27 protein-coding genes and 1 pseudogene are annotated in these 23553 nt (G+C 48.3%); 7 read left to right on the top strand and 21 right to left on the bottom strand.

All coding sequences use genetic code 11. The annotated features are described in order from the left end of the window. Nucleotide 1: 1 nt before the first annotated feature. The gene (locus G343_RS0109815) at nt 2-337 is read left to right on the top strand and encodes a DUF779 domain-containing protein (RefSeq protein WP_020007969.1); all 336 of its coding nucleotides are present in this window, start codon (nt 2-4) and stop codon (nt 335-337) included. 54 nt (nt 338-391) lie between these two features. Here G343_RS0109815 and G343_RS0109810 read toward each other — a convergent pair whose 3' ends face one another. Then, nucleotides 392-697, bottom strand: coding sequence for a thiamine-binding protein (locus G343_RS0109810; protein ID WP_020007968.1), 306 nt, complete (start codon nt 695-697; stop codon nt 392-394). Between the two features lie 117 nt (nt 698-814). Between G343_RS0109810 and G343_RS0109805 the strand changes: the two genes are divergently transcribed. Further along, nucleotides 815-1012, top strand: coding sequence for a hypothetical protein (locus G343_RS0109805; RefSeq protein ID WP_020007967.1), 198 nt, complete (start codon nt 815-817; stop codon nt 1010-1012). Between the two features lie 23 nt (nt 1013-1035). Here G343_RS0109805 and G343_RS0109800 read toward each other — a convergent pair whose 3' ends face one another. The 7 genes from G343_RS0109800 to G343_RS15845 all read right to left on the bottom strand — a co-directional run bounded on the left by G343_RS0109800 (nt 1036) and on the right by G343_RS15845 (nt 6230). Then, nucleotides 1036-2181 carry a CapA family protein gene (locus tag G343_RS0109800; RefSeq protein WP_020007966.1) on the bottom strand — a complete coding sequence of 382 codons (1146 nt, stop codon included), beginning with the start codon at nt 2179-2181 and terminating at the stop codon, nt 1036-1038. A 23-nt stretch (nt 2182-2204) separates the two neighbouring features. After that, nucleotides 2205-3080 carry a DNA-3-methyladenine glycosylase family protein gene (locus G343_RS0109795; RefSeq protein ID WP_020007965.1) on the bottom strand — a complete coding sequence of 292 codons (876 nt, stop codon included), beginning with the start codon at nt 3078-3080 and terminating at the stop codon, nt 2205-2207. Continuing rightward, on the bottom strand, nt 3077-3952 hold the full coding sequence (locus tag G343_RS0109790; protein WP_020007964.1) for a M23 family metallopeptidase: 876 nt from the start codon (nt 3950-3952) through the stop codon (nt 3077-3079). Before G343_RS0109790 ends, G343_RS0109795 begins: the two co-directional genes overlap by 4 nt. 65 nt (nt 3953-4017) lie before the next feature. Further along, nucleotides 4018-4938: a TroA family protein gene (locus G343_RS0109785; protein ID WP_020007963.1), complete on the bottom strand. Its 921-nt coding sequence runs from the start codon at nt 4936-4938 to the stop codon at nt 4018-4020. A 113-nt stretch (nt 4939-5051) separates the two neighbouring features. Continuing rightward, a complete protein-coding gene (locus tag G343_RS0109780; protein WP_020007962.1) occupies nt 5052-5456 on the bottom strand; it encodes a hypothetical protein in 405 nt (134 codons plus the stop codon). Between the two features lie 19 nt (nt 5457-5475). Then, the gene (locus G343_RS0109775) at nt 5476-6039 is read right to left on the bottom strand and encodes a VanZ family protein (protein WP_020007961.1); all 564 of its coding nucleotides are present in this window, start codon (nt 6037-6039) and stop codon (nt 5476-5478) included. 68 nt (nt 6040-6107) lie between these two features. Next, nucleotides 6108-6230: a hypothetical protein gene (locus G343_RS15845; protein ID WP_020007960.1), complete on the bottom strand. Its 123-nt coding sequence runs from the start codon at nt 6228-6230 to the stop codon at nt 6108-6110. 173 nt (nt 6231-6403) lie between these two features. Here G343_RS15845 and G343_RS0109765 point away from each other — a divergent pair, with 173 nt between their 5' ends. Beyond that, nucleotides 6404-7309, top strand: coding sequence for an ABC transporter ATP-binding protein (locus G343_RS0109765; RefSeq protein WP_020007959.1), 906 nt, complete (start codon nt 6404-6406; stop codon nt 7307-7309). Further along, nucleotides 7296-8528 carry an ABC transporter permease gene (locus G343_RS0109760; protein WP_020007958.1) on the top strand — a complete coding sequence of 411 codons (1233 nt, stop codon included), beginning with the start codon at nt 7296-7298 and terminating at the stop codon, nt 8526-8528. The genes G343_RS0109765 and G343_RS0109760 overlap by 14 nt, the downstream gene beginning before the upstream one ends. 407 nt (nt 8529-8935) lie before the next feature. Here G343_RS0109760 and nagB read toward each other — a convergent pair whose 3' ends face one another. The 9 genes and pseudogenes from nagB to pxpB form a co-directional block, all read right to left on the bottom strand. Further along, nucleotides 8936-9655: a glucosamine-6-phosphate deaminase gene (nagB, locus tag G343_RS0109755; protein ID WP_020007957.1), complete on the bottom strand. Its 720-nt coding sequence runs from the start codon at nt 9653-9655 to the stop codon at nt 8936-8938. 74 nt (nt 9656-9729) lie between these two features. After that, nucleotides 9730-10326, bottom strand: a complete 597-nt coding sequence (locus G343_RS0109750) for a pyroglutamyl-peptidase I (RefSeq protein WP_020007956.1) — start codon at nt 10324-10326, stop codon at nt 9730-9732. A gap of 132 nt (nt 10327-10458) precedes the next feature. Continuing rightward, complete coding sequence (locus G343_RS0109745) at nt 10459-11238, bottom strand: putative hydro-lyase (RefSeq protein ID WP_020007955.1); 780 nt, start codon at nt 11236-11238, stop codon at nt 10459-10461. Between the two features lie 12 nt (nt 11239-11250). After that, nucleotides 11251-12398, bottom strand: a pseudogene (locus G343_RS14805) (NRAMP family divalent metal transporter). 84 nt (nt 12399-12482) lie between these two features. Beyond that, nucleotides 12483-13241, bottom strand: coding sequence for a LamB/YcsF family protein (locus tag G343_RS0109735; protein WP_020007953.1), 759 nt, complete (start codon nt 13239-13241; stop codon nt 12483-12485). A 16-nt stretch (nt 13242-13257) separates the two neighbouring features. Next, nucleotides 13258-14604, bottom strand: coding sequence for an acetyl-CoA carboxylase biotin carboxylase subunit (locus G343_RS0109730; RefSeq protein ID WP_020007952.1), 1347 nt, complete (start codon nt 14602-14604; stop codon nt 13258-13260). Nucleotide 14605: 1 nt separating this feature from the next. Then, the gene (locus G343_RS0109725) at nt 14606-15031 is read right to left on the bottom strand and encodes an acetyl-CoA carboxylase biotin carboxyl carrier protein (protein WP_020007951.1); all 426 of its coding nucleotides are present in this window, start codon (nt 15029-15031) and stop codon (nt 14606-14608) included. A 5-nt stretch (nt 15032-15036) separates the two neighbouring features. Further along, the gene (locus G343_RS0109720; RefSeq protein ID WP_020007950.1) at nt 15037-16020 is read right to left on the bottom strand and encodes a 5-oxoprolinase subunit C family protein; all 984 of its coding nucleotides are present in this window, start codon (nt 16018-16020) and stop codon (nt 15037-15039) included. After that, nucleotides 16020-16739 carry a 5-oxoprolinase subunit PxpB gene (pxpB, locus tag G343_RS0109715; protein ID WP_020007949.1) on the bottom strand — a complete coding sequence of 240 codons (720 nt, stop codon included), beginning with the start codon at nt 16737-16739 and terminating at the stop codon, nt 16020-16022. The genes G343_RS0109720 and pxpB overlap by 1 nt, the downstream gene beginning before the upstream one ends. A 166-nt stretch (nt 16740-16905) precedes the next feature. Between pxpB and G343_RS0109710 the strand changes: the two genes are divergently transcribed. Then, nucleotides 16906-18174: a M20 family metallo-hydrolase gene (locus G343_RS0109710; RefSeq protein ID WP_020007948.1), complete on the top strand. Its 1269-nt coding sequence runs from the start codon at nt 16906-16908 to the stop codon at nt 18172-18174. A gap of 119 nt (nt 18175-18293) precedes the next feature. Here the strand turns inward: G343_RS0109710 and G343_RS0109705 are convergent, their stop codons facing one another. From G343_RS0109705 to G343_RS0109690, 4 genes are read right to left on the bottom strand one after another with little or no spacing between them, the layout of a single operon-like run. Beyond that, nucleotides 18294-18968 carry an N-acetylmannosamine-6-phosphate 2-epimerase gene (locus tag G343_RS0109705; RefSeq protein WP_020007947.1) on the bottom strand — a complete coding sequence of 225 codons (675 nt, stop codon included), beginning with the start codon at nt 18966-18968 and terminating at the stop codon, nt 18294-18296. A gap of 1 nt (nt 18969) precedes the next feature. Next, nucleotides 18970-19845, bottom strand: coding sequence for an ROK family protein (locus G343_RS0109700; protein ID WP_020007946.1), 876 nt, complete (start codon nt 19843-19845; stop codon nt 18970-18972). A 12-nt stretch (nt 19846-19857) separates the two neighbouring features. After that, nucleotides 19858-20538: a FadR/GntR family transcriptional regulator gene (locus G343_RS0109695; RefSeq protein ID WP_020007945.1), complete on the bottom strand. Its 681-nt coding sequence runs from the start codon at nt 20536-20538 to the stop codon at nt 19858-19860. Next, on the bottom strand, nt 20522-21229 hold the full coding sequence (locus tag G343_RS0109690) for a FadR/GntR family transcriptional regulator (protein ID WP_020007944.1): 708 nt from the start codon (nt 21227-21229) through the stop codon (nt 20522-20524). Before G343_RS0109690 ends, G343_RS0109695 begins: the two co-directional genes overlap by 17 nt. 204 nt (nt 21230-21433) lie before the next feature. On the opposite strand from G343_RS0109690, the gene G343_RS0109685 reads away from it, so the two are divergent. Continuing rightward, nucleotides 21434-22303, top strand: coding sequence for an N-acetylneuraminate lyase (locus tag G343_RS0109685; protein WP_020007943.1), 870 nt, complete (start codon nt 21434-21436; stop codon nt 22301-22303). A gap of 141 nt (nt 22304-22444) precedes the next feature. Next, nucleotides 22445-23533 carry a sialic acid TRAP transporter substrate-binding protein SiaP gene (locus tag G343_RS0109680; protein ID WP_020007942.1) on the top strand — a complete coding sequence of 363 codons (1089 nt, stop codon included), beginning with the start codon at nt 22445-22447 and terminating at the stop codon, nt 23531-23533. The last annotated feature ends 20 nt before the right edge of the window (nt 23534-23553 follow it).

Below are 23553 nucleotides of genomic sequence, written 5' to 3'. Positions count from 1 at the left end.
TATGAAAACACTGAGTCAGATTGATGCCACAGAATCAGCAAGATCGCTGATCAGGGAATTGCAGGCAGAACATGGGTCACTCATTTTCCATCAATCCGGCGGCTGTTGCGACGGCTCCAGCCCTATGTGCTTCAAGGAAGGCACAATGATCATCGGTGATGCCGATGTGAAATTGGGTACGGTTGAAGGTGTCCCTTTCTATATGCATCACAAACAATATGAGTATTGGAAGCACACCCGTCTGACACTGGATGTTGTAGAAGGTATCGGCGGAATGTTCAGCATCGAAGGACCCAGAGGGGTCCGCTTCCATATCAGAAGCGAACCGATCGAATAGGAAAACGCAACCGGGGGGCATGTCAAAATGACATGCCCCCCGGTTGCGCTTCATTTACTCTTCTTCATCAAATTCATAATAATCGGAAAGTATATTTCTGATTTCCAGTGAGTCATTGGATTGAACCAATTTGATACTGGTCTCCGATTCCGATACGCCGCCATCCTCAAGATGGCTGTTCAGTTTCTTCACAAGGTTCATTAACTCATCCAGCGTGCCTTCCACGGTAGTTTCCATTGGGCCTACGAAATGAGTGAGTCCGCTCTGTTCGATAATGTCAATTGAGCTGTCAATCAAATCCCCATTTTTACTTTGCTGAGGATGCTTCGGTTTCAGCTGTACGGCCATAAGATAATTCATGAAAACGCCTCCCTTTCAAAATCGTTCTAACTGTCTCACCTATATGGTACCATTAGAATATATACATTAAAAGCGATGCATTAAGTTCATAAGGTGTAAAGGAGCGACGGAATAAACATGAATTCATACAGATGGCTGAACTTTTTCCTGACAATCGCAGCACTGGCCGCCGTTTACATATTTTTGAGCGGCAGGATCAATCCGGACTATCATCTGCCCCTCATCATTGCAATCGGCATTGTCTGTATCGTGTCATTCATATTTGTGATTAAAAAAGAGAGTCATGATGAAGATGACAGCCATAGAAAACGCTGAGGCAGCAATTGCCCCGGCGTTTTTTATTCGAGGTACTCAACGATTTCCATCTGTTCTGTATACTCAGTCATATGGGCATTCACGTCCTGATATACACTGCCGGCGTCCTCGAGGCCGTATTCTCCCGCATCCGCCAGCGGCACGAGATTGAAGTTGTCGTAGCCCTGGCTTGCCACATAAGTGGGCATGAACCGGATATTATTGATTGCCGCTGCTTCATCCGAGGATTCCTTATCTATATCAAACTCTATGATACCGCCAATCTTCGTCTTTAGATCCTGCTGGGCACTGAAAAAATTCCCCAGAGAATATGCAATGACGGCTTCCGACCCATCATCCCGCTCGTGGATTTCAACCGGCTGGAGCACATGCGGATGGTGTCCCAGAATGATGTCCGCCCCATTTTCGGTCATCTCAAGCATCTGCTGCCTGTGTGCTTCCCTCGGATACGGTTCATACTCCACCCCCTGGTGCATGCTGACAACAAGCAGGTCTACCTGCGCATCCAATTCATTGATCTCTTCATTAATCGGGCTGTCATCAATCAGATTCACCAGATAATCCTGGCCGTCCGGTACCGGTATGCCGTTCGTACCGTATGTATATCCCAGAAAACCGACTGTGATGCCGTTGACTTCAATCACCCGATCCCGCTGGCTGTCTGCTTCACTCTTGGCCGCGCCGACATACTCAATCCCTCTGCCTTCAAAGTTTTCGAGTGTTGCCTGCACACCTTCTGCCCCCCGGTCGAGTGTATGATTGTTCGCAGATGAAACAATGTCTGTGCCGAAGTGTTCAAGCAGATCGAGTGTCTCAAGCGGCGCATTAAAACTCGGATAGCCGCTCAGTCCCAGCGCCTCACCGCCAATCGGTGTCTCCTGATTTAAAAAGACAAGATCCTGCTGCTGCAGATAGGGCGACACCTCTGTCACTCTGGATATAAAGTCATAGCCATCTCCGGTCTCAACGTCTTCGTAAAGATGGTCATGGATCAGCACGTCCCCCGCAGCTCCAAATGTGAAACTGCTGACAAAATGTTCATCCAGCACTGTCCGTACCGAATCTGAAATCTGAGACGTTTCCTTATCGTACGTCGCGTGCGTTTCAGCATCTGGCTCTCCGCCCTGGAACAATCCTAAAAATAAAAGGACCGACATCAAAAATTTCATATATTTATCCCCCTATAAACCGTTCAGCCCAGCACCCGCCACATATAAAGTGTTGCGTATGTGCCAAAATCCCCCCATTGGCTGATTACTTCATCGATATATTCACGTGTCGGTTTGTCATTCAGACCGTCCGTCGCCTTAAGTGCATTTTTCAGACCGGCATCCCCGATTGGCACGGCATTTCTGAATTTAATCGTACGCATCAAAATCACGTTGGCACTCCACGGCCCGATGCCTTTCACCCGCGTCAAATGAGAGAGCGCCCGGCTGTAATCATCAAATTTCTCCAGATGTGCCTTGGCTAAACTGCCGTCCAGCAGGCCTGCTGCACAGTTTTTGATATATCCCGACTTGCTGCTCGATATCTGCATTCCGCGCATCACAGAAAGATCCATATCAAATAGCTCACGCGCCCCCGGCATCATCCAATATTTTGTCCCTTCATATTCGATATAATGATCGAAGTGCTGCACCAGCCTTCTTTTCAATTCAAATGCAAACTTCATGTTGATCTGCTGGCCGAGCACCGCCCAGACGAGGACATCTGTCATATCCACATAGGCCAGCATGCGGAAGCCTTTCAGCTCCCGGGCCACCGCTTTTAGCCGGTCATCTTTGGATGCAAATGCATAAAAAGCGTTAATATCATATGCCAGGTCGAACCAGTCTTTAACATAATCGATGACCAGCGCCTCATCGGCCCCGTCATTGTGAAGAATCTCCAGATTCAGTGCATTGGATTCCGAAGCTTCGGAAAGTTCAAAAAGCACCGGTTGCCCATCAAATACTTCTGCTCTTCTGACCCTGCCTGCTGCCGTTTCGTACAGACAGTCATCCTGCAGCGCCATGAATTCATACATACGGCTGTAATCAAACGGTCCGTTGGCACTTAGAATCATACAGCACCTCTGCCTTTAATCGTATCTCCCTGCCTGGGTTCCCGGGTGTCTGCAAACTGGATGCGAATAGAATCCGACTCGTACGGATCCTCACCGTTCATCACATGAAAATGAAGGTGCGGTGTATCGGAAGCGCCACTGTTGCCGCATTGCCCAATCATTTGACCGGCCGCGATTTCCTCGCCTGTTTCCACTGAAATCGAGTGTTCCCGGAGGTGGGCAAGCATCGAATACTCATTATAGCCATGTGCGATGATAATGCAGTTGCCCTCCGGAGAGACCATGTTCATACTGTGCGGTTTGTTGTCCTCCACACTTTTAATGACATGGACCACTTTCCCTTTTCTCGGTGCGACGACGTCCGAGCCGAACGCATGATAGGAAGCAAGATTGTATTCATCCCCGTCAAACGCTCTGCCCGCTGATTTCCTGATAAAATCATATGCATATCTCTGATGCGGATGTGGATAATGATAATTCAGGAAGCTGTCATTGCCGCCCCAGAGGACGAACCATTCTCCTGTAAATGGCATGCGGTATGAATTAATGGTAATCTCACGGTCTGAATTGAAAGACTCATGGATGTCAAACTGGATACCGATGATCTCGCCTTCGCTGTTAAAAGCGGTAATGATCATCCGGCCGCTCTCATCATCCACCCACTGGTATCTTTTAATGCCGGGTTCCAGGGAATTCGTCCGTTTCAAACGGAAAGCGCCTGTACCCTCGTTGAAATTCTGTGCCGCATTGATAAAATCGTCCACACCCATGCTCAATCTGAAATCGTTGACCGTCTGCAGATAAATCTGTTCAAAATTTTCCTGCGAGAAATGATAGCCAAATTCTTCAGGGAATATTCTGCCTTCAACCATATAGTCACCTCCATCACTATTATCAACTTCATCATACCGAAAACAAGCGCGCCCGTCACGCCTGTCTATTTTAACATCTCTATGATTTCTTCAGTCTGTGCTCTGACAGAAGAAAGGTCATTCAGTCTGTAACTGTCTTCATCCAGCAGAAACACGTTGCCCTCCGGCATATCCATCGCTTGCGCGATTTCCGTCTTAATATCCGCTCCGCCGGATGCGGTGCTGATAAAAACATAGTCCGGATCGAAGGCGCCCAGCTCCCGGGGCCGTATTACCGTCGAGCCGTTTTCTTCAAGTGCTCCGGAAACACTTTCCGGCATCCCGAATTTCAGCACATCATAGACTGCTTCGGTGCCGAAGCTCGAATATTGATCTTGAAGATAATAGCCGCCGTCAACATCCCGGAGCACCATTGCTGTTTGTCCAGAAACAATTCCGGCAGCCTCCCGCTGCAGGCGGGTGGTATCCGCCAGCCATTCATCACCGAGCGCTTCTGCGCTGTCCCGCTGATTGATGATGACACCCAGGTTGTATAGATGTGTCAGATACAGCCGTTCCCTGAAAGGGCTGAAGGCAGAGGTTGAATAGTTCACCTGCACCGTCGGTGCGATTTCCTGGTATTCGAAGAAATACTCATCCGGTGCGTAGGTCACGATCAGATCCGGATCCAGTGCCTCAAGCGCGTCGAGATCACCATGCTCCAGATATGTCACCTGGTCATCCATAAACGCATCAGAGAATTTACTCTCTTTGACCCATTCGCTCACTCCAACCACATCGCCGTCAAGGAGTTCCGCATTGCCGGCATCCATGGCACGAAACAGGACGATCCGTTGCGGATCAGCCGGCACTTCTATCTCTTCGGTATGCTCAGTCATAATCTGTCTGAGCGTGCCATCTTCTGATACGCCGGTTTCCCTGAAGCTGCTGCATGCGCTCAGGAACAATACAGCGACAAGCGCTGTCAATAAAAATTTTATCCTCATGAGTTACAGTTCCTTTTCCAATTGAATCACATTTCATTATACACGAAAGCGGTTACTGTGTAATTGGATGATTAAAAAGACCGGGAAATTCCCGGTCCCTGGATATGGTGTATTTATACAGCATCCTGAGTGCGGGACGTCTGCGTCCCCTCCTCTATATGCAATGCTCTGGATCTGTATTGGATCAGGAAATCCAGAAAATTCCCCAGCCTGCCGTCGGACAGACTTTTCAGGCTGAACGTTTTTTCATTACCTGTCCAAATATGAAGGATATTACCTACCATGAGCAAGTTTTCCCTGCTGATACCGGTAATGTCGCTGTACATCACGTCCCTGCTCCTGATTTCATCATCGCTGATTGCAATCCTCAGAAACACCCGATACGTCGTCGGAATCACCGCCCCATAGAACTCATGCCGGCCATCATGTTCGTACTCAATCGTGCCAATCAGTTCCGGCCCGACGACTTCGTCCTCAAAAAGTTCTACACCCTCAAGGCGCTTCAGTCTTTTATGCATCACTCATCCCCCTTAATTGTTAACGTTTATTTCCCCCTTTACCCTGTCCTTGAATTGGATAAACAATTCTCAATTTTACAAATACAAGACCGAAAACACTGCCAATGATGCCGCCCGCAGTATTAAGAAACACATCATCAATATTGGAAATTCTGCCGATTGGCATCAGATACTGCAACAGTTCGATAAGCAGAGAGATCAGGATTGTCAGCAGGATGGTGATCGTGAATTTTCTGATTAATACATACAAGAAAAAGCCAAGCGGGATGAAAAGAATGATGTTCATCAGCAGTGAATTGACGATCGCTCTCCAGGTTGCCTGCTCCCACGTTTCAACGATGCTCAAAAACGGCACGAACTGGGTGATCCTTTCCGGATTTGAACTTGGGAGCAACGTCACCAGAAAGATGCCGATCAAAGTCATGATGAAACCAATATAGCTGATGAATCTGACTAATTTTTTGCCGTTATCCAGCTTATATCCGGATTTTCGGTTGATCATAACGGTGATAAAAACCACCGTAAAGAACAAAATGATAAAGATAGGTATGATCGGTTCAAACGCATGATATAATTCGTACATTTTCAATTCCTCTTATTCTCAGCCAAATTGCTGTTCTGTGACAATGCTGTACATTTCGCGGGTGTTCATCAGTGGTTCATGGGTGGCCGCTGCCTCTGTCCTCCCGACAGTTTAACACCGCTCTCACCGATCTGTGTATTCAGACTATCTTCAAAAGCGTCGATAAATTCGCTGGCATACGTCCGTTCCACTGCCTGACCGCCTGAAATGTGCAGTCATCCTCAGTCAGTCCGCCCGATAATCCGTTCAGTCGCGCTGGGGGCTTTGTTGTATTCATTTATACATTTTCTCTATTATATATTAACGATATTTATCCGACTATGGTAAACTGTAAACTGTTACTGAATAAAAAAGGAGGGGGAAAATGTCACTGGAACTTAACAATCTGACGAAGCGATTCGGTGGGAATACAGCAGTGGACGACATCAACCTTACAGTGCCTTCGGGCAGTATGTACGGCTTTTTAGGCGGCAACGGGGCAGGCAAGACAACAACGTTCCGCATGATTCTCGGGCTGCTCGAGCAGACCGAGGGCAGCATTACTTACGAAAATCAGACAATTAATTACAATGTGACCAACCGCATCGGCTATCTGCCGGAAGAAAGAGGGCTCCACCCTAAACTGAAAGTGGAGGAACAGATCAAATACCTCGGCGAATTGAAAGGCATGAACAAAAATGATATCAGTGACAAACTCGATCACTGGCTCGAAAGATTTGAAGTGCCGGAAAACCGTAATAAGCGCATCGAAAAATTATCAAAGGGGAACCAGCAGAAGATCCAGCTCATCGCTTCCATCATCCATCAGCCGGAGCTTATCATTCTGGATGAACCTTTCAGCGGCCTGGACCCTGTCAATGTTGAAATCTTGAAAAAAGCGGTCAAAGAATTGAACCGGGAAGGCGCGACCATCATCTTCAGTACCCACCGCATGGAACATGTGGAGGAAATGTGTGAAGAGCTCTGCATCCTGAATCACGGCCAGCAGGTGGTCAGCGGCAACATCGATCAGATTAAAAGCGATTTTGGCCAGAAAGAAATCATCATCGAAGGAGATCATGACGTTGCTTTCCTGAAAGACATGCCGGGGGTCATAGATATGAAACAGGTGAGGAGTAAGACGACACTCAAAATTTCAGAAGAGCAGTATGCTGAACAGATCTATAATGAAATTACCAGTCTGGGATATTTCAAAAGGTTCCAGGTGAAGGAGCCATCGCTCAACGATATCTTTATCGCGAAAGTAGGTCGTCAATATGAACAAGTTTAAAACGACATTCCTGCAGACTTACATATCCAAAGTACGGGCGAAATCGTTCATCATCAGTACATTGATTGTCGTACTCCTGATTTTCCTGGCAGCTAACGTCGACCGTATCATCAGTCTCTTTGACTCCAGCGAGGAAATCGCTACGATAGAAGTTGACGGCGGCGAAGCGGCAGTCACACAGGTCGAAACCCTATTCGAAGCAGCCGAAACGGATATGGACGTCGTTCCCCACGAAGGGGGCGAAGCTGCTGGGGATACTGCAGTGCTGAGCATCGAAAACACAGACCCGATGACGTTCAACATCTCTGCTGAAAATGAAATCCCGGAAGCGCAGATGACACAAATTGACACGGCGCTCGGCGAATACCAGAGAATGACGAACATTCAGGAATTGGATATCACGCCTGAAGAAGCTGAACAGCTTGGTCAGACACCTGAAGTGAGCTATGATATCGCCGCAACGGCAGATGAAGCGGGAGAAGACGCTGCGGGCGAAAGTGAAACACCTGAGCTGAATCCGCTCAACAGCATCATCTTCTATGTCACAGTCATCATCATGTTCTTCATCATCATCAACTACGCCAGCCAGATCGGTTCGGAAATCGCGATGGAAAAATCTTCGCGTGTCATCGAGATGATCGTATCCAGCGTACATCCCATCACGCATCTGATGGCCAAAATTTCAGCGATGATCTCTGTCAGCATAACTCAGCTGCTGGTATTCATCATCGCAGTTGTCATTGCGATTCAGATGTTTGACTTCAACAATCTCATCTCTGAATTCGGGCTCGAATCCAATGATCTGACCCTCAGGCTGGCCATTTATTCGCTGCTATATCTGATCCTTGGGCTCGTATTATACCTGGCCATCTCAGCACTGCTCGGTTCGTTCGTCTCCCGGATGGAAGACTTGCAGCAGGCGCTGATGCCAGTGACAATGCTCTCATTATTTGGATTCTACATCGGGATCTTCAACACATTTTCCGGCGAAAACATGCTCGTCGTCATCACAAGCTACATCCCGCCGTTCACTCCGTTCGTCATGCCGCTGCGCGCCATGCACGAGACCACCGGACAACTCGTGCTATTAACCGGGGTCCTGATCATGATTGTTACAATCATCCTGGTCGTCATGCTTGCTTCAAGCATCTACCGCAACAGCGTGCTGTCAACCGACACCGGTATTATGAAGAATTTGAGGAGAATCAGAAAAGAATAGATATTTGCGCAGTACCGGGGCGCTCCATTGTGGAGCGCCCCGGTTTTTTTGAATCTTGAGGCGCTTTTGACAGGTGGATTACATCTGGTATCTTCGATTTGCGATCGAGTATAAGTGGAGGCGGGCTCTGGTACTCGATCTCCGATCCAATATAAGCGGGGCGCCCGGCACATACTCGATCTCTAACCGAGTATAAGCGGAGGGGGGCTCTGATACTCGATCCCCGATCCAATATAAGCGGGGCGCCCGACGCATATTCGATCTCAAATCAAGTATAAGCGGAGGGGGGCTCTGGTACTCGATCCCCGATCCAATACAAGCGAAGCGCCCGATAATGGTATAAAACAAAAAACGCCGGCCACAGGGAGGATAAGCGCCCCTGATCCGGCGAAAAAACAATCAAATCATTAGTTGAATCCATCTATATCCGTTAACACAGTCACGTTATGATGACGCTGCAATACGGATCCCGGTACATCTTCTGTCACTTCCCCGTGGAAACTGTCCAAAAGCGCTTGTCTTTTATTATTACCGGAAGCCATCAGCAGTATTTCTTTGGCATTCATGATCGTATTCAAACCGAGTGAAATGGCCTGTGTGGGCACATCTTCCATGCTGTGGAAGAATCTTGCGTTATCCCGGATCGTTGACTCTGTCAGATTCACAACATGTGTATTTGAATCGAACGAAGTGCCCGGTTCATTGAATGCGATATGTGCATTGCGTCCGATGCCGAGTATCTGCAGGTCCACGCCACCGAGTTTCTCGATGCCTTCATCAAATCTTTTTGTTTCTGCTTCGAGATCTTCTGCAACACCATTCGGCACATTGGTATTCTCGAGCGGAATGTTGACTTTATCGAAAAATATCCGTCTCATGTAATGAGTGTAACTCTGCGCATCTTCCGGGGATAATCCCACGTATTCATCCAGGTTGACGGTCGTAACATGGGAGAGATCCACTTTGTTTTTATTGAGCATGTCCGACAGATACTCATACATCTTCTCTGGGGTTGAACCGGTGGCCAGACCGAGTACGAGGCGGTTGGAGTGAACGATTTTATCAAACACAATCATTGCCGCCTCCATGCTCATTTCATCATAATTTTTTACTTTGACACTTCTCATAAAAGCCTCCACATGTAAATTAGTCAGTTTTTAAAAATGCTTTATTATTTTACCACAATTGAGCGAATTTACGCTCAAGTAAATTCAATGATTTTCCGGATTGCTTTGGTAATATCCGCCTGCGGCCAGCTGGGTACATCCATCTCCGTCCCAATTTCATGATGCGCCGGGACATGGATGAAACCCGCGCTTGTATCGAGGCCTGCCGAGTGGATGTAATTCAAAGCCGAATACATCACATTGTTGCACAGATAGGTGCCGGCGGTGTTCGAAATTTGTGCCGGAATTTCAGCCGCTTGCAAAGCCGCTTCATACGCCTTGAGCGGCAGTGTAGAAAATAAACCATCCGGCCCGGTCGCATCAATTTTCTCACCATTCGGATGAAAACCATTATTATCCGGACGGCCGTCGATACAGTTGATGGCAATCCGTTCAAGGTGGATGTTATGCCGTCCGCCGGCCAGCCCCAGACAAACGACCACATCCGGCTGTTCTTCCCTTATGTCATCCGCAATCATTTTACTGATTCTTTCAAATGCCACAGGATAGATTTTGCCGGTCACCTGAAAATCCCCGATTGCTTCACCGTGCAGTTCCTTCACCACCGCCTCTGTCGGATTGGACTTGAATTTCAGGAAAGGTTCAAATCCGGTCAGTAACAGTTTCTTCATCATAACACCCTCCAGATTAAAATCGTTATCTGCAATGTATCAGATTTCACCATAAAAAGCTCCCACAACATCAAGCGGGAGCTAAAAACGTCCGTTCAAGTTCAGATGCTTACAGTAAGGAAAGCCGCTAAATCAGTTATTCTGCGTCTCCCTGTAATCCTTATTATCTATATCCGTCACAAACATATGGCCGGGAGAATGAGTGATCATCACGGAAGGTCTGGCATTCAGTGCCGCATTCTGCGGTGTGACGCCGCACGCCCAGAACACCGGTGTTTCATCTGCTTCGATATCGATGGCTTCCCCGTACGCCGGCGACGTGATATCCAAAATGCCAAGTTCAATCTCGTCACCGGCATGCACAGGCGCACCATGCATTTCAGGGAATTGAGCTGTCACATCCCTGACTGTTTTGACGTCTTTGTCTTTAAACGGTCTCATGGATACCACAAGTCCCCCGGAAAACACACCGGCAGGTACGGTAGCGACATTCGTCTTATACATCGCCACATTTTTACCTTCGCTGATGTGTTTTATATCGATGCCTGCGTCTAAGATCGCCTGCTCAAATGTGAAGCTGCAGCCGATGAGGAATGTGACAAAGTCCGCCTGCCAGTAGCCGGTGATGTCCGCGACCGTGTCGACAAGTTCCCCGTCCTTATACACATTGTATTCCGGCACATCTGTACGGATGTCTGATTCCCTCGCAAATCTGCTCTCGGTGATGCCATCTTCGATGACTTCGATGACAGGGACCGCTTTTTTATTGCGCATGGCATACAGCAGGAAATCAAAAGCATACGCTTTCGGCAGTATGACAATGTTTGCCTGCACCTTTTCACCGGCAGCCCCTGAAGTTGTGCCGTTAAATTCACCATTTCGGATTTTCTTTCTCAGTTCAATACTGTCCAATTCAATCACCTCCTATCCGTTCCATAGATCTGCAAGTCCCTGCAGGGACAGAACGCCGGCGACGAGTGTAATGATTACGGCAAGTATACCAAAGATAATCATCCATGTCGGGTGACGGTAGTCACCGACGATTTTCCTGCGCCTGGACCCCAGCAATACGGCCCCGAGCGTAAGCGGCAGGATCAGTCCGTTGAATGCGCCGGCTAAAATCAACAGGGTCACCGGTTCGCCGACCACTGTAAAAATGAGTGTGGAAACGACGATAAATGTCACAATGACCACGTTATTGTACTTATCAAATATACTGTGCAGTGATTTCAGGAACGACGCACTGGTATACGCTGAACCGATGACGGATGACAGCGCTGCCGCTGTCAGTACAATACCGAATATCGTCATGCCGATGTCCCCCAGCGCAATCTGAAAGACGGATGCCGGCGGGTTTTCCGGATTGAGGGAGAACCCCTGGGCGACGACACCAAGCACTGCCAGGAACAGCAGCACCCGCATCAGACCGGTCGTCAGGATCCCGTAGTTCGCAGCTCTGCTGACGAATCCGAGGCTGTCCCTGCCGGTCATGCCGGCTTCAATCAATCTGTGCGCACCGGCAAAAGTAATATAGCCGCCGACCGTTCCGCCGACCAGTGTGACAATCGGCAGGAACAGCGCGACAGGATCCTCAGGAACGACCGCGCGGACTGCCGCCTCGCCGTATGGCGGATTCGACTGGATCATGACATAGGCCGTAATCAGAATCATCAAGACACCAAGCACCTGGGTCACAACATCCATGACAGCACGCCCATTCTTCACCAGGAAGACGATGATCGCAACTGCCCCGGTCAGCGCCGCACCTACACGGACATCCCAGCCGAATATCGCATTAATACCGAGACCGGCCCCGCAACGTTACCGATGTTGAAAGCAAAACCGCCGAGGACGATAAAGAATGCAACGACGTAACCAAGACCGGGAAGTACTTCGTTGGCCACGTCCTGACCGCGTTTCCCTGACACGCTCAGCACTCTCCAAATATTCAGCTGCGCACCGATATCAATCACAATTGATGCTAAAATGGCAAAGGCAAAGCTTGCCAGATACTGCTCTGTAAACACGGCCGTCTGTGTGAGAAACGCCGGACCGATCGACGATGTTGCCATCAGGAAGACAGCACCAAACAGCAGCCGTCTTTAGGCCACCGTCATTTTCGGCTTTCCATTATTCATGTTTTCCACCCCTCAAAGTTACATCGTTTTGATTTCTATCCCGTTTTCACCCAGCTGCTGCCGGATCTCTTTGACGAACTCCAGCGCATTTGGGCCATCGCCATGGACGCATACGCTGTCTGCCTGGATATCAATATCCCTGCCGTTGATGCTCTCTGTTTTCCCTTCCTTCACCATGCGGATCACACGGCCGACTGCCTCATTCGTATCAGTGATCATGGCCCCTTCCTCCCGTCTGCTGACGAGGGTGCCGTCATCTTCATAGGCGCGGTCTGCAAACACTTCATGCCTGACCGGCAGCCCCGCGGCTTCCCCGGCTTTCACCAGATTCTGATTGGAGAGCCCCAGGAGTTTAAGGTCGGGATTGTATGCTTTCACTGTCTCCGCAATGGTTTCAGCCAGTTCCTTATCCTGAAACGTTGCGTTATATAGTGCACCATGAGGTTTGACATGATTCATCTTCAAACCATACATCTGGGCAAACCCTTCCAGGGCCCCCATCTGATAGATCATAATGCTCCTGACTTCCGCCATCGTGAGGTCCATGTATCTCCGGCCGAATCCCATCAGATCCGGAAAGGCCGGGTGGGCACCGATGCCTGTCCTGCCGCTTTTTTTGATCATGTCAACTGTTTTTTGCATGACCGACGGATCGCTGGCATGGAAACCGCAGGCGACATTGGCTGAAGAGATCAGCGGAATAATTTCATCATCCTTCCCTATCGTATAATTACCATAGCTTTCTCCAAGATCCGAGTTCAAATCTACCGTAAGCATCAGTGTATCTTCCTTTCTATTCGATAATTTTATTGCGCTCCAGAAACTTGATATCGATGATATTATCCACATAATTCGGATGATTCATCAGGTAATGCTGAAAATCCAGGTTCGTATCAACCGGGGCTATGACCGTCTCTGCAAGCACATGGCGCATCTTGTCAATCGCTTCCTGCCGTGAAGCGGCATGGGTGATGATCTTGCCGATCATGGAATCGTAATTCGGCGGAATATGGTACCCTGGATAAATGTGCGTATCCACACGCACGCCGCGCCCCAGGCCGAAGTGGACATCTTCAATCCTGCCCGGGGAAGGCATAAAACCTTTGGCCGGATTTTCCGCATTGATCCGCGTCTCCAGTGCACAGCCATTGATCTGGATGTCTGCCTGGGTGATATCAAATTGATTGGCTTGCGCCACTGCCAGCTGAAGACGGATGATATCCACCCCGGTGATTGCTTCAGAGATTGTGTGTTCCACCTGGATACGCGCGTTCATCTCGATAAAATAAAAGGCATCTTCCGCTTCAACATACAGATACTCGACAGTTCCGGCCCCTTCATAGCCCAGTTCCGCCACTGCTTTGCTGGTCCGCTCCGTGATGTATTTTCGCGATTCGCTGCTCAGGACAGAGGCCGGCGCTTCCTCGATCAATTTCTGGTTTTTGCGCTGGATTGAACAGTCCCTTTCGTACAGATGCACTGCATTCCCCTGACCGTCGCCGACTACCTGCACTTCAATGTGCCGGGCTTTCGGGATAAATTTCTCAACATAGACACGGTCATCGCCGAAGGCGTTCTTAGCTTCCTGTCTCGCATCTTTATACTGCTTTTGCAGATCATCCGCCTGGCCGACAAAACGCATGCCTTTACCGCCGCCCCCGGAGACCGCCTTGATGACCAGCGGATAACCGATTTCCTCCACTGTGTTTTTGACCCCGTCGAAATCCGTAACGGCACCGTCACTGCCCGGAATCACCGGTACATCGGCCGCTTTCATCGTTTTTCTCGCTTCTGCCTTGTCCCCCATCTTTTTCATCATCTCCGAAGACGGGCCGATGAATTTGATACCGGCTTCCTCACACCTGCGGGCAAACTCAGGTGTTTCGGACAAAAAACCATATCCGGGATGTACAGCGTCAGCACCGCTCGTCTCGACGGCGGCCAGTATACTGCCGATGTTCAGATAGCTCCCTGTGCTCACCGCCGGACCGATACAGATGGCTTCATCGGCCATCATCACATGGAGGCTCCCGCGATCGGCCACCGAATAGACGGCCACACTGGCAATGTGCATTTCCTTCAGTGTGCGTATGATCCGAACAGCAATCTCTCCGCGGTTGGCGATCAATACTTTCTTCATACTAATCTCCCTTCCGACGGATGATCATCAAAGACTGATCAAACTCAACCGCTGCACCGTTCTCAACAAGGATCTCCTCCACAGTACCCGAAACTTCCGCCGTCACATCATTGAATACTTTCATCGCTTCAATCATGCCCAGCTGATCGCCTGCGGATACTTCATCGCCCGCTTCAACAAATTTTTCTCCGCCGCTTTCCGACTTTTCGGTATAAAATGTACCGACCTGGGCAGCTCTGACTTCCTGTCTGCCGTCATCCGCGTGCTGCGGACTGTCATTGGCTGCAGGCTGTGCACCGCCCGGGACCGCAGCATCACCTGTACCGGCTTCAATATGGATTTTCTCCTTCTCATCTTCAACAGTAATCACTTTCAACTCTTCTTCTTTTAACAGTTTCACCAATTCTTTAATATTTTCCATATCCATCCGCTTCACCTCTTCATATGACTTTCAAGTTTTGATGCTAAGCGCCGCCGGTGTACAGTAAAATCATTATCCGGCTCAAGATAGGCGCCGTTTTTTATCCTTCTGATTTCACTCATGTATGCCTCCCTGGCTGCTTCCACACCGATTTCTGTAAAATAAATTTCATCGCCCTGCTTTTTCTGTACCAGCTTTGGAATATCTGCCATCGCGACCGTGGCGATTCTTGTATACCCGCCGGCCGTCTGTCTGTCGTTAAGTAAAATAATCGGCTGGCCGCCTTTTGGCACCTGAATACTGCCAAGCTGGGCCGGTTCGCTGAGCACGTCATGACCGCCTTCAGCTTCAAGCAGCGGCCCATCCAGCCGGAATCCCATACGGTCGCTGTCCTTGGTAATTTGATAGGATGCCTGATAAAACTGATCCATATCTTTTTTGAACCGGTCATACTGCTGGCCGGGAATCACTCTGATCTCGTCATCTTCCTCAATATCAGTCACTTTATCGGCAAGGTATGCTGCCTCCTCAGGCAGCGTTTGCAATATGTCACCGGCGGCAAGCCTCCGGCCCCGGTAACCGCCGATACCGCTGCGCGTATGCGTCGATACACTGCCGAGCACCGGTTCAATATTAAAGCCTTTCCTTACTGCAAGATATGTTCTTGCCCCTTTTGAAGCCGGTCCGAATGTAATGGTCTCGCCTTTGAGGACATTAGCCGCCGTGCCGGTTTTAACCGGTACCCCGCCGATATGCATCTGCATTTCTGCACCGGCGGCGGCGACCGTCATATCCCGGAGTGCCTCGAATGTACCGCCCTGATACGTCATCTCCAAAACAGCAGCGTTGTCATCATTGCCCAAAAGGAAGTTGGCAAGCATACACGCCCGGTAATCCATCGCACCGGCCGGTGAAAAACCGGAGGACTGGTGCCCGGTCCTGCCCAAATCCTGTACCGTGGTAAAGACGCCTGGGGTTCTAACCTTTAACGCCATCAACCCTCACTCCTTACCTGTGATTTCACTTCGTATTCGCCCTGTTCGGCCAGCGCTTTAATTTCCTTATACTCATCTTCGCTGATGGAACGGTATACAATCCTGTCACCGGCCTGATACAGAATCGGCGTTTCCCGCCGTTCATCGAATAAATGCACGGGCGTCCGCCCGAGCAGATTCCATCCGCCGGGGGATTCAAATGGATACATACCGGTCTGTCTGCCGCCGATACCGACAGATCCAGCCGGAATCCTCATCCGCGGTGTGGAAAGCCTCGCTTTATGCAGCCGTTCGTCCAGGCCGCCGAGATACGGGAACCCCGGCATAAATCCAAGCATGTAGACGATATATTCCGTGTTGCTGTGCATTTCAACGACATCATCTGCACTGAGTCCATCCTCAGAGAAGGCATTGATGTCCGGGCCATACTCCCCCCCGTAGCATACGGGGATTTCTACAATCTTATATTCGAACTCCCCCTGCAGCAGGGCATCCGTATCTATACTTTTTACCGCCGCTTCGATTGCGGAAACATCAGCATTAAAAAGATCGTAGTAGATGATAAGACTCGTATAGGAAATGACAATCTCTTCAATGCCGGAAATTTCCATACCCTCAATTTCATTTTTAAGGGAAACAAGCCGGCGGTTCATCTTTTCATCCACATCTTCACCCATGTATATTGTCAATGCATTTTCAGAAAACTCTTCGATCTCCAATTCATCACCCCTCCTATATACATCTTATCCTCATTATAGCCAAAATGATTAAAATTAAAACTATTCTCTCAATATCGAAATTTGATGTGATCTCGGTGTGTATCATTAGTCTCAGAAGACGTCCTTGTTGTATATTGGGGAAAAGGCACATATTAGGAGTGGACATATGACACACAGCTTCACGGATAAGATGAATGAAGAGGTGCTTGAGGACAAAACGACTCAACGGCTGCACAGCCGCCTCCTGGAAATTTCGGAAATCGGCCGCACTAAAGATGACGGCGCAAACCGCATGGGCTATGCTGACCTTGAACTGAAGGCGAAGGATAAAGTGGTCAAATGGATGAAAGCGATCGGCATGTCTGTGAGAGTAGACGGAGCCGGTAATGTATTCGGCAGATACAGAGGGAAAGACGACTCAAAAGTATACATGGCCGGTTCCCACGTGGATACGGTGCCAAACGGCGGTCATTTTGATGGGGTGGCCGGTGTTCTTACCGCCCTTGAAATCGCGGAACTGTGGTATGAGGAGGCGTACATCCCTGAGTATTCCTATGAAGTCGTCATCTTCACCGATGAGGAAGGCAGCCGTTTCGGCAGCAGCCTGACCGGCAGCCGGAGTTTCATGCGGCTGATAGAAGATGCGGAACTGGATAAATTCCGGGATCCCGACGGCCTCACGGCTGATCAGGTTTTTGAAAACATCGAATCGACCCGGGAGGAGTTCCTGAACGGCGAAGGGCCGGATTACCCAATCAGAGTGTACGGCGAAATCCATATCGAACAGGGAAAACAGCTTGAACAGAAAGGCCTCTCAACAGGTATCGTCAACGGCATCGCCGGGACCACAAGAACGCATGTCGTCTTTACCGGGACAGCCGGCCACGCCGGCAGCACGCCAATGACCGGCAGAAGTGATGCACTCGTCGCCGCATCCGAGTTTATCAGCACACTGCCCGGAGTGCCTAAAAGCATCAGTGATTCAGCCGTGGCTACAGTCGGTAAAATCGAGGTCACGCCAAACGGTGTGAATGTGATCCCGGGTAAAGTTGAGCTGATCGTAGATGCGCGGGATATTGATGAAACACAGCAGGGTCAGCTGATCCAAGCGGTTAGGAAGCATGCGGAAAACATTGCCGAACAATCATCAGTATCCGTAGAGACCGACATGATGACAAGAGTGAAACCCATTCCAGCAGCACCGGAAATCATCTCTAAAATGGAAACATCATTTAAACGCAATGCGCACCTGCCGGTTCATCTGCCCAGCGGTGCCGGGCATGATGCGATGAATATCGCCAGAGCCCATCCGATGACAATGCTGTTCGTCAGAAGTATCGGCGGAATCAGCCATAACCCCGCTGAATTCTCTCATATCAGTGATATCAGGGACGCTGCACTGATACTCAAAGATTTCTTCGAGAATTATGACTGATGAAATGGATACGGTGGATATAAGTGCCCCTGACGAAAATAAGCACTTCCTGCTTGCAGTCTGCTCAACTTAAGCAGGAAGTTTTTTTGCAGAATATATATGATCCATGCCCACTAATTTTACTGCCCATCAACAAACCGTTTCGTGATATCCTTCGGTCTCGTAATGGCCCCGCCGACGACGCTTGCATAAGCACCGAGTGCCATACATCTTTTATACATTTCCGGTGTGATGACATTGCCTTCGGCAATGACGGGGATATCGACTGCTGACAATACTTCTTTGAGGAAAGCGAAGTCATCGTGATATAATTTTTTATCTTTGGTCTCTTCAGTATATCCGTGAAGTGTTGTGGAAATACAGTCGAACCCTGCACTTTCTGCTGCTTTTGCATCTTCAAGATCAGCGATGTCCGCCATCAATTCCACACCGGCATCTTTCTTTCTGACATATTCAACAAGCGCTCCCGCCGTGAGGTGCTCCGGCCGCGCTCTCAGCGTTGCATCCATAGCGATCATTTCGCAGCCGCTCTCAAGCAGTTCATCAATTTCTTTGTACGTAGCCGTAATGAACACTGGACTGTTTTCATAATCTCTCTTTACAATACCGGTGACCGGCAAGTCGACTTCTTTTTTTATCTCAATGATATCTGCTTTGGAATTGGCGCGTATGCCGGCTGCCCCGCCTTCTTTGGCTGCCAGGGCCATCTTCGACATGATAAATGAACTGTGCAGCGGTTCATCTTCCAACGCCTGGCAGGACACAATCAAACCGTTTTTCACTTTGTTCAGCATATTATTTTTCCTCCTCGATAAATGGTTGGACCGCTCCGAACAAAGCGGCGTCATTATACAATTCAGCAATCTTCAATTCTGTCTTCAAGAAATCCGCCGGCAAATAGTCTGTCAGAGGCGCTTGGATCAGATCCAGCAGAAAATCGCCCTGGGCGGAGATCCCGCCGCCGATAATCAGACATTTCGGATCGATAAGGATGATGATCTGTGCAAGCCCTTCAGCCACGTCCCCCGCCCATGCCTTCAGCGTATCCAGACTGTTCTGATCCCCTGCTTTTGCCAGACTGAAAACTGTTTCGCTGTCCATGCGCCCGCCGTGCGTTTCTTTGATCCGCCTCTTGAGCGCTGCAGTGGAAGCACGTCCTTCAAAGTTCAAACCGCTTCGCGGGTCTTTGAGCAGATAGCCGACGGAATTTGCCTGATTATAAGCCCCGTCGACCAGCCCTGCCTGATAATATGCCCCGCCGATGCCGGTGCCCAATGTAATGCAGAACACATCATCGCGCCCGCTGCCCGCACCTTTCCACATTTCACCTTTTAGCGCAGCATTCACATCATTTTCCACAACTACCGGTATGTCGAATTGATCGGACAGATATTTCTTGAAAGGTGTGCCTTTATAATTGGGAATCGTCGGGCCGGCATAAATGATTTCCCCGGCTTCACGATCGACGATTCCGGCTGTACTGATACCGACCCCTTTAATCGGACTGCCATTATCCAATGATGTCTGAATGATCGCCTCGACCTGATGCAGGATCGCGTTATCCTTATTCTCTATGGTCTCCACTTTTTCTGTGTGTGATAAATGATGACTGGCATCCAATTGTGCATATTTTATGAACGTCCCGCCTATATCTATCGTCAAATAACTCATCATAACTGTCACCTATTTTCGTCTCACATTATATATATGGTCCGCCAGCAGCGCTTTTGCTTTGTCTGAATCTCTTTCGATGAGTGCCGCTGTTATACTTTCATGTTCCGCCATCATCAATGCGGCCTCTTTTTCTGTTAAATCGATATCACGGGCAATCTGGAAGAAATAATTGGTGATCACACCCGTCATCTGAGTGAATAGATGATTATCGGTCGCATTCAGCAGTTGTTCATGGAACTGCCGGTCCGCCGCTCTGAATGTATCCGCAGTAACGGAGGCTTTATCTTCCCCCGCCTTTCTATGTAACGCCTCCATCTCAGCTGTATCATCATTGCGGATGATTTCATCGATGGCACTGGCCTCAAAGATTAATCTGAGACTCAATATTTCTTCCTGTTCCCCGCCGTTGATCTGCCAGAGGAAGAAGAAATTCTCCAATAGATTTTCCATGTTCGAGCGCTTTAAAAAAGCCCCCTGCCCCTGCCTGATATAAATCACACCGGTGTTCTCCAAATAGCTGAGGGCTTCTCTGACCACCGAACGGCTGACACCGAATATCTCGGTGAACCGACGCTCAGTCGGCAGTTTATCTCCGAATGCCAGCTGATTATCGGTAATATAGTCTTTTATCTCCTGAATAACTGTCTGTTTCAAGGATTTTCTTTCATGCGAATTAATTGGATCCATCATCTGTCTGTACCTCCATCTGCCGGATGAACTGGAAAATCGGTTCAAAATGTTCCGACATGATCCGATGTGCCTCTGCCAGCTTTTTATCTTTTAAAGCGCTGATGAGCGCGTCATGCTCCTGATATGATTTCAGAAGCGCATCAGTATCTTGAATCAGATTAATCTTTACAAGAGAGAAATAATCATGAATGACATCAGCAAAATTATAAAAAGTCTGGTTATCCGCCTCTTTCATAATATGCTGGTGAAATAATTGGTCATGGCGCTTCGTATCTTCACCCTTTGATATCGCATCACGATAATTTTTGTTGATATCTTCCAAACGGTCAGCATCAACATCCATATCTTTTTCTATAATCAGCCGTAATGCCCCCAGTTCAATGATTTTCCTGATTTCAACCAGTTCTTTGATTTTCGCGCCATGCACTTCATAATGATGTCTTAAAATGCGTTTGATCGATTCGAAATCCGAAGCCGAGACATAGACGCCCCCGCCCTTCCTGACTTCGATGATCCCTAATGACCCCAGTGACCGCAGCGCCTCTCTGATCACCGTCCGGCTGACCTGCAGCTGATCGGTCAATTCTCCTTCAGACAGAAATTTGTCGCCCGGCTGCATATGATTGTCGGCAATATGCTGTTTGATGCGTTCCATTGCGATTTCGACTAAAGAATTATTCTTTATAGACATCTGCTTCCACTCCTGACAAGGACATCATATCATATAAAAAAACCTGGACTCATTCTGCGACAGCATTTGCGAAATTCATTTGTAAACGCTGTCAATTAACCCTTGACTTACCCGCCTGCACCTTTTATGATGAAGATATAAATTGGTCTGACAATATTATATCTTTTTCAGACTTGGTTTATCAACCATTAGGGGGAATTGAACATGAAAGGTCTTTTTACAGCTTTGCTTATACCATTCGATGAGGAGGGGGATGTGAAAGAAGCAGGACTCAGGCAGGTCGTCAGAAATAATATCGATGTACAGAAAGTGGATGGATTATATGTCAACGGGAGCACCGGCGAGAACTTCCTGCTCTCGACAGATCAGAAGAAATTCATCTTTGACATTGTGAAAGATGAAGCAGGAGATGAAGTGAAATTAATCGCCCAGGTCGGCTCAATCAATTTGGAGGAAGCAGTAGAACTTGGTAAATATGCGACCGGCCTCGGATATGACAGCCTCTCTGCGGTGACGCCGTTCTATTACCCGTTCTCATTTGAAGAGATCAGGGATTATTATGAAACAATCATTGCAGAAACCGGTAACAATATGATCATCTATGCGATTCCAGCCCTGACCGGCGTATCGATTTCAATGGAACAGTTCGATGCGCTCTTCTCCAACGATAAAGTCATCGGTGTAAAATATACCGACAACGACTTCTTCGCACTCGAAAGACTGCGCAGGCGTTATCCGGATAAACTCATCTATTCAGGTTTTGATGAAATGCTGGTATACGGCATGCTGTCCGGCGTGGATGGTGCCATCGGCAGCACTTACAATGTCAATGGTCGCCGCTCCAGAAGAATCATGGAATTGTGTGAACAGAACAACTTTATTGAAGCATTTGAAGTCCAGCACGAAGCCAATGACGTCATTGAGAGAATACTGGAACTCGGCATCTATCAGACATTGAAAGAGATTCTGAATGTTAAAGGCATCGATGCAGGCACAACGAAAAAACCTTTATCTAAATTTGATCCATCCAAAAGGCACAAAGTTGAGCAGCTTGTAAAAGATTTTGAGCTTTAGTCAGGATAAATTTGGCCTCGCACTTGCGCTTTCTCCATTGGTTGGCCGTTATACTTAGAAGTCCGGGAGACATTAGGAAGAAATTTTGCATTAATGTACAGGAAAATGAATGAATGTAAAATAAAAGGGGTGTGGCATTAAATGAAAAAAAATCTGATTTTATTACTCAGTATAGTATTTCTGGTGTTAACAGCATGTGGTGCCAATGAGGAAAGTGCTGACTCAAGTGATGAGGGCAGCAGTGATGAGAGCAACGGAAGTGAAAGCAGCGGTAGTGAAAGCAGCAATAATGAAAGCGCTGACACGGGTGAAACCTATGAACTGGAATTCGGCATGCAGCCAAATACACAGTCAAATGAATACGAGGCAGCTGAAGTGCTGGCAGACTATGTCGAAGAAGAGAGTGACGGACAGTTGACCATCAGCCTGTACCCGGATGCTCAACTTGGAGATGATCTTTCCATGCTGGGACAGCTGGAAGACGGCTCACTTGATATTACATTGGCTGAAATCGGTCGTTTAAATCAGTGGGTACCCCGTGCCCAACTATTGATGGTACCTTACGTCATCGAAGATTTTGAACATATAGAACGAGTGATTTATGAAACGGAGTTTGGAGATGAACTGCGGACTGAACTGACCGAAGAACATGGTTTACGTGTAATGGACACTGCATATAACGGTACAAGGGTGACAACCTCCAATTTCCCAATCAATGAAGTATCGGATATGGAAGGCATGAGCCTGCGTACACCAGAAGCAGAAACACTGCTTGATTATGCAGAATATACAGGAGCAAATCCGACACCGATGAACTTTGGTGAAGTTTATCTTGCCCTGCAGACAGGTCAGGTTGATGGACAGGAAAACCCACTTTCTGCAATTGAAGCACAAAGTTTTCACGAAGTACAAGATTATATTGCACTGACGAATCATGTCGTGAATGATAATACCTATATGGTAAGTGATCAGACTTGGCAAGAACTGCCTGAAGACCTGCAGCAAATTCTGAATGACGGTATTGAAGAAGCAACAGAACATCATACGGAATTGTTCCAAACAGAAGAAGAAGAATTGGTTGATTTCTTTGAAGAAGAAGGTGTAACGATAACAGAACCTGATTTGAGTGGATTCAGGGAGGCGCTTTCAGAGGCTTATCCTAAATACTACGATCAGATCGGAGACGGTGCTGAGGAATATATGGAAGTAATCGATGAAGCAAGAGAATAAGCGTCCGTGAAGGTGATGAC

The sequence above is a fragment of the Salinicoccus albus DSM 19776 genome, from assembly GCF_000385175.1.
GTDB lineage: Bacteria > Bacillota > Bacilli > Staphylococcales > Salinicoccaceae > Salinicoccus > Salinicoccus albus.
This window is presented reverse-complemented; position numbering and strand designations above follow the sequence as displayed.

What these genes read in the sequence shown, in the direction of transcription:
- nagB (WP_020007957.1), bottom strand. Translation starts at nt 9,655, where the DNA reads ATGAGAAGTGTCAAAGTAAAAAATTATGATGAAATGAGCATGGAGGCG.
- G343_RS0109685 (WP_020007943.1), top strand. Translation starts at nt 21,434, where the DNA reads ATGAAAGGTCTTTTTACAGCTTTGCTTATACCATTCGATGAGGAGGGG.
- G343_RS0109775 (WP_020007961.1), bottom strand. Translation starts at nt 6,039, where the DNA reads ATGTACGAATTATATCATGCGTTTGAACCGATCATACCTATCTTTATC.
- G343_RS0109790 (WP_020007964.1), bottom strand. Translation starts at nt 3,952, where the DNA reads ATGGTTGAAGGCAGAATATTCCCTGAAGAATTTGGCTATCATTTCTCG.
- G343_RS0109735 (WP_020007953.1), bottom strand. Translation starts at nt 13,241, where the DNA reads ATGCTTACGGTAGATTTGAACTCGGATCTTGGAGAAAGCTATGGTAAT.
- G343_RS0109705 (WP_020007947.1), bottom strand. Translation starts at nt 18,968, where the DNA reads ATGCTGAACAAAGTGAAAAACGGTTTGATTGTGTCCTGCCAGGCGTTG.
- G343_RS0109795 (WP_020007965.1), bottom strand. Translation starts at nt 3,080, where the DNA reads ATGATTCTAAGTGCCAACGGACCGTTTGATTACAGCCGTATGTATGAA.
- G343_RS0109765 (WP_020007959.1), top strand. Translation starts at nt 6,404, where the DNA reads ATGTCACTGGAACTTAACAATCTGACGAAGCGATTCGGTGGGAATACA.
- G343_RS0109785 (WP_020007963.1), bottom strand. Translation starts at nt 4,938, where the DNA reads ATGAGGATAAAATTTTTATTGACAGCGCTTGTCGCTGTATTGTTCCTG.
- G343_RS0109720 (WP_020007950.1), bottom strand. Translation starts at nt 16,020, where the DNA reads ATGGCGTTAAAGGTTAGAACCCCAGGCGTCTTTACCACGGTACAGGAT.
- G343_RS0109690 (WP_020007944.1), bottom strand. Translation starts at nt 21,229, where the DNA reads ATGTCTATAAAGAATAATTCTTTAGTCGAAATCGCAATGGAACGCATC.
- G343_RS0109700 (WP_020007946.1), bottom strand. Translation starts at nt 19,845, where the DNA reads ATGAGTTATTTGACGATAGATATAGGCGGGACGTTCATAAAATATGCA.
- G343_RS0109680 (WP_020007942.1), top strand. Translation starts at nt 22,445, where the DNA reads ATGAAAAAAAATCTGATTTTATTACTCAGTATAGTATTTCTGGTGTTA.
- G343_RS0109725 (WP_020007951.1), bottom strand. Translation starts at nt 15,031, where the DNA reads ATGGATATGGAAAATATTAAAGAATTGGTGAAACTGTTAAAAGAAGAA.
- G343_RS0109800 (WP_020007966.1), bottom strand. Translation starts at nt 2,181, where the DNA reads ATGAAATTTTTGATGTCGGTCCTTTTATTTTTAGGATTGTTCCAGGGC.
- G343_RS0109815 (WP_020007969.1), top strand. Translation starts at nt 2, where the DNA reads ATGAAAACACTGAGTCAGATTGATGCCACAGAATCAGCAAGATCGCTG.
- G343_RS0109780 (WP_020007962.1), bottom strand. Translation starts at nt 5,456, where the DNA reads ATGCATAAAAGACTGAAGCGCCTTGAGGGTGTAGAACTTTTTGAGGAC.
- G343_RS0109810 (WP_020007968.1), bottom strand. Translation starts at nt 697, where the DNA reads ATGAATTATCTTATGGCCGTACAGCTGAAACCGAAGCATCCTCAGCAA.
- G343_RS0109750 (WP_020007956.1), bottom strand. Translation starts at nt 10,326, where the DNA reads ATGAAGAAACTGTTACTGACCGGATTTGAACCTTTCCTGAAATTCAAG.
- G343_RS0109695 (WP_020007945.1), bottom strand. Translation starts at nt 20,538, where the DNA reads ATGATGGATCCAATTAATTCGCATGAAAGAAAATCCTTGAAACAGACA.
- G343_RS0109730 (WP_020007952.1), bottom strand. Translation starts at nt 14,604, where the DNA reads ATGAAGAAAGTATTGATCGCCAACCGCGGAGAGATTGCTGTTCGGATC.
- G343_RS0109760 (WP_020007958.1), top strand. Translation starts at nt 7,296, where the DNA reads ATGAACAAGTTTAAAACGACATTCCTGCAGACTTACATATCCAAAGTA.
- G343_RS0109805 (WP_020007967.1), top strand. Translation starts at nt 815, where the DNA reads ATGAATTCATACAGATGGCTGAACTTTTTCCTGACAATCGCAGCACTG.
- G343_RS0109710 (WP_020007948.1), top strand. Translation starts at nt 16,906, where the DNA reads ATGACACACAGCTTCACGGATAAGATGAATGAAGAGGTGCTTGAGGAC.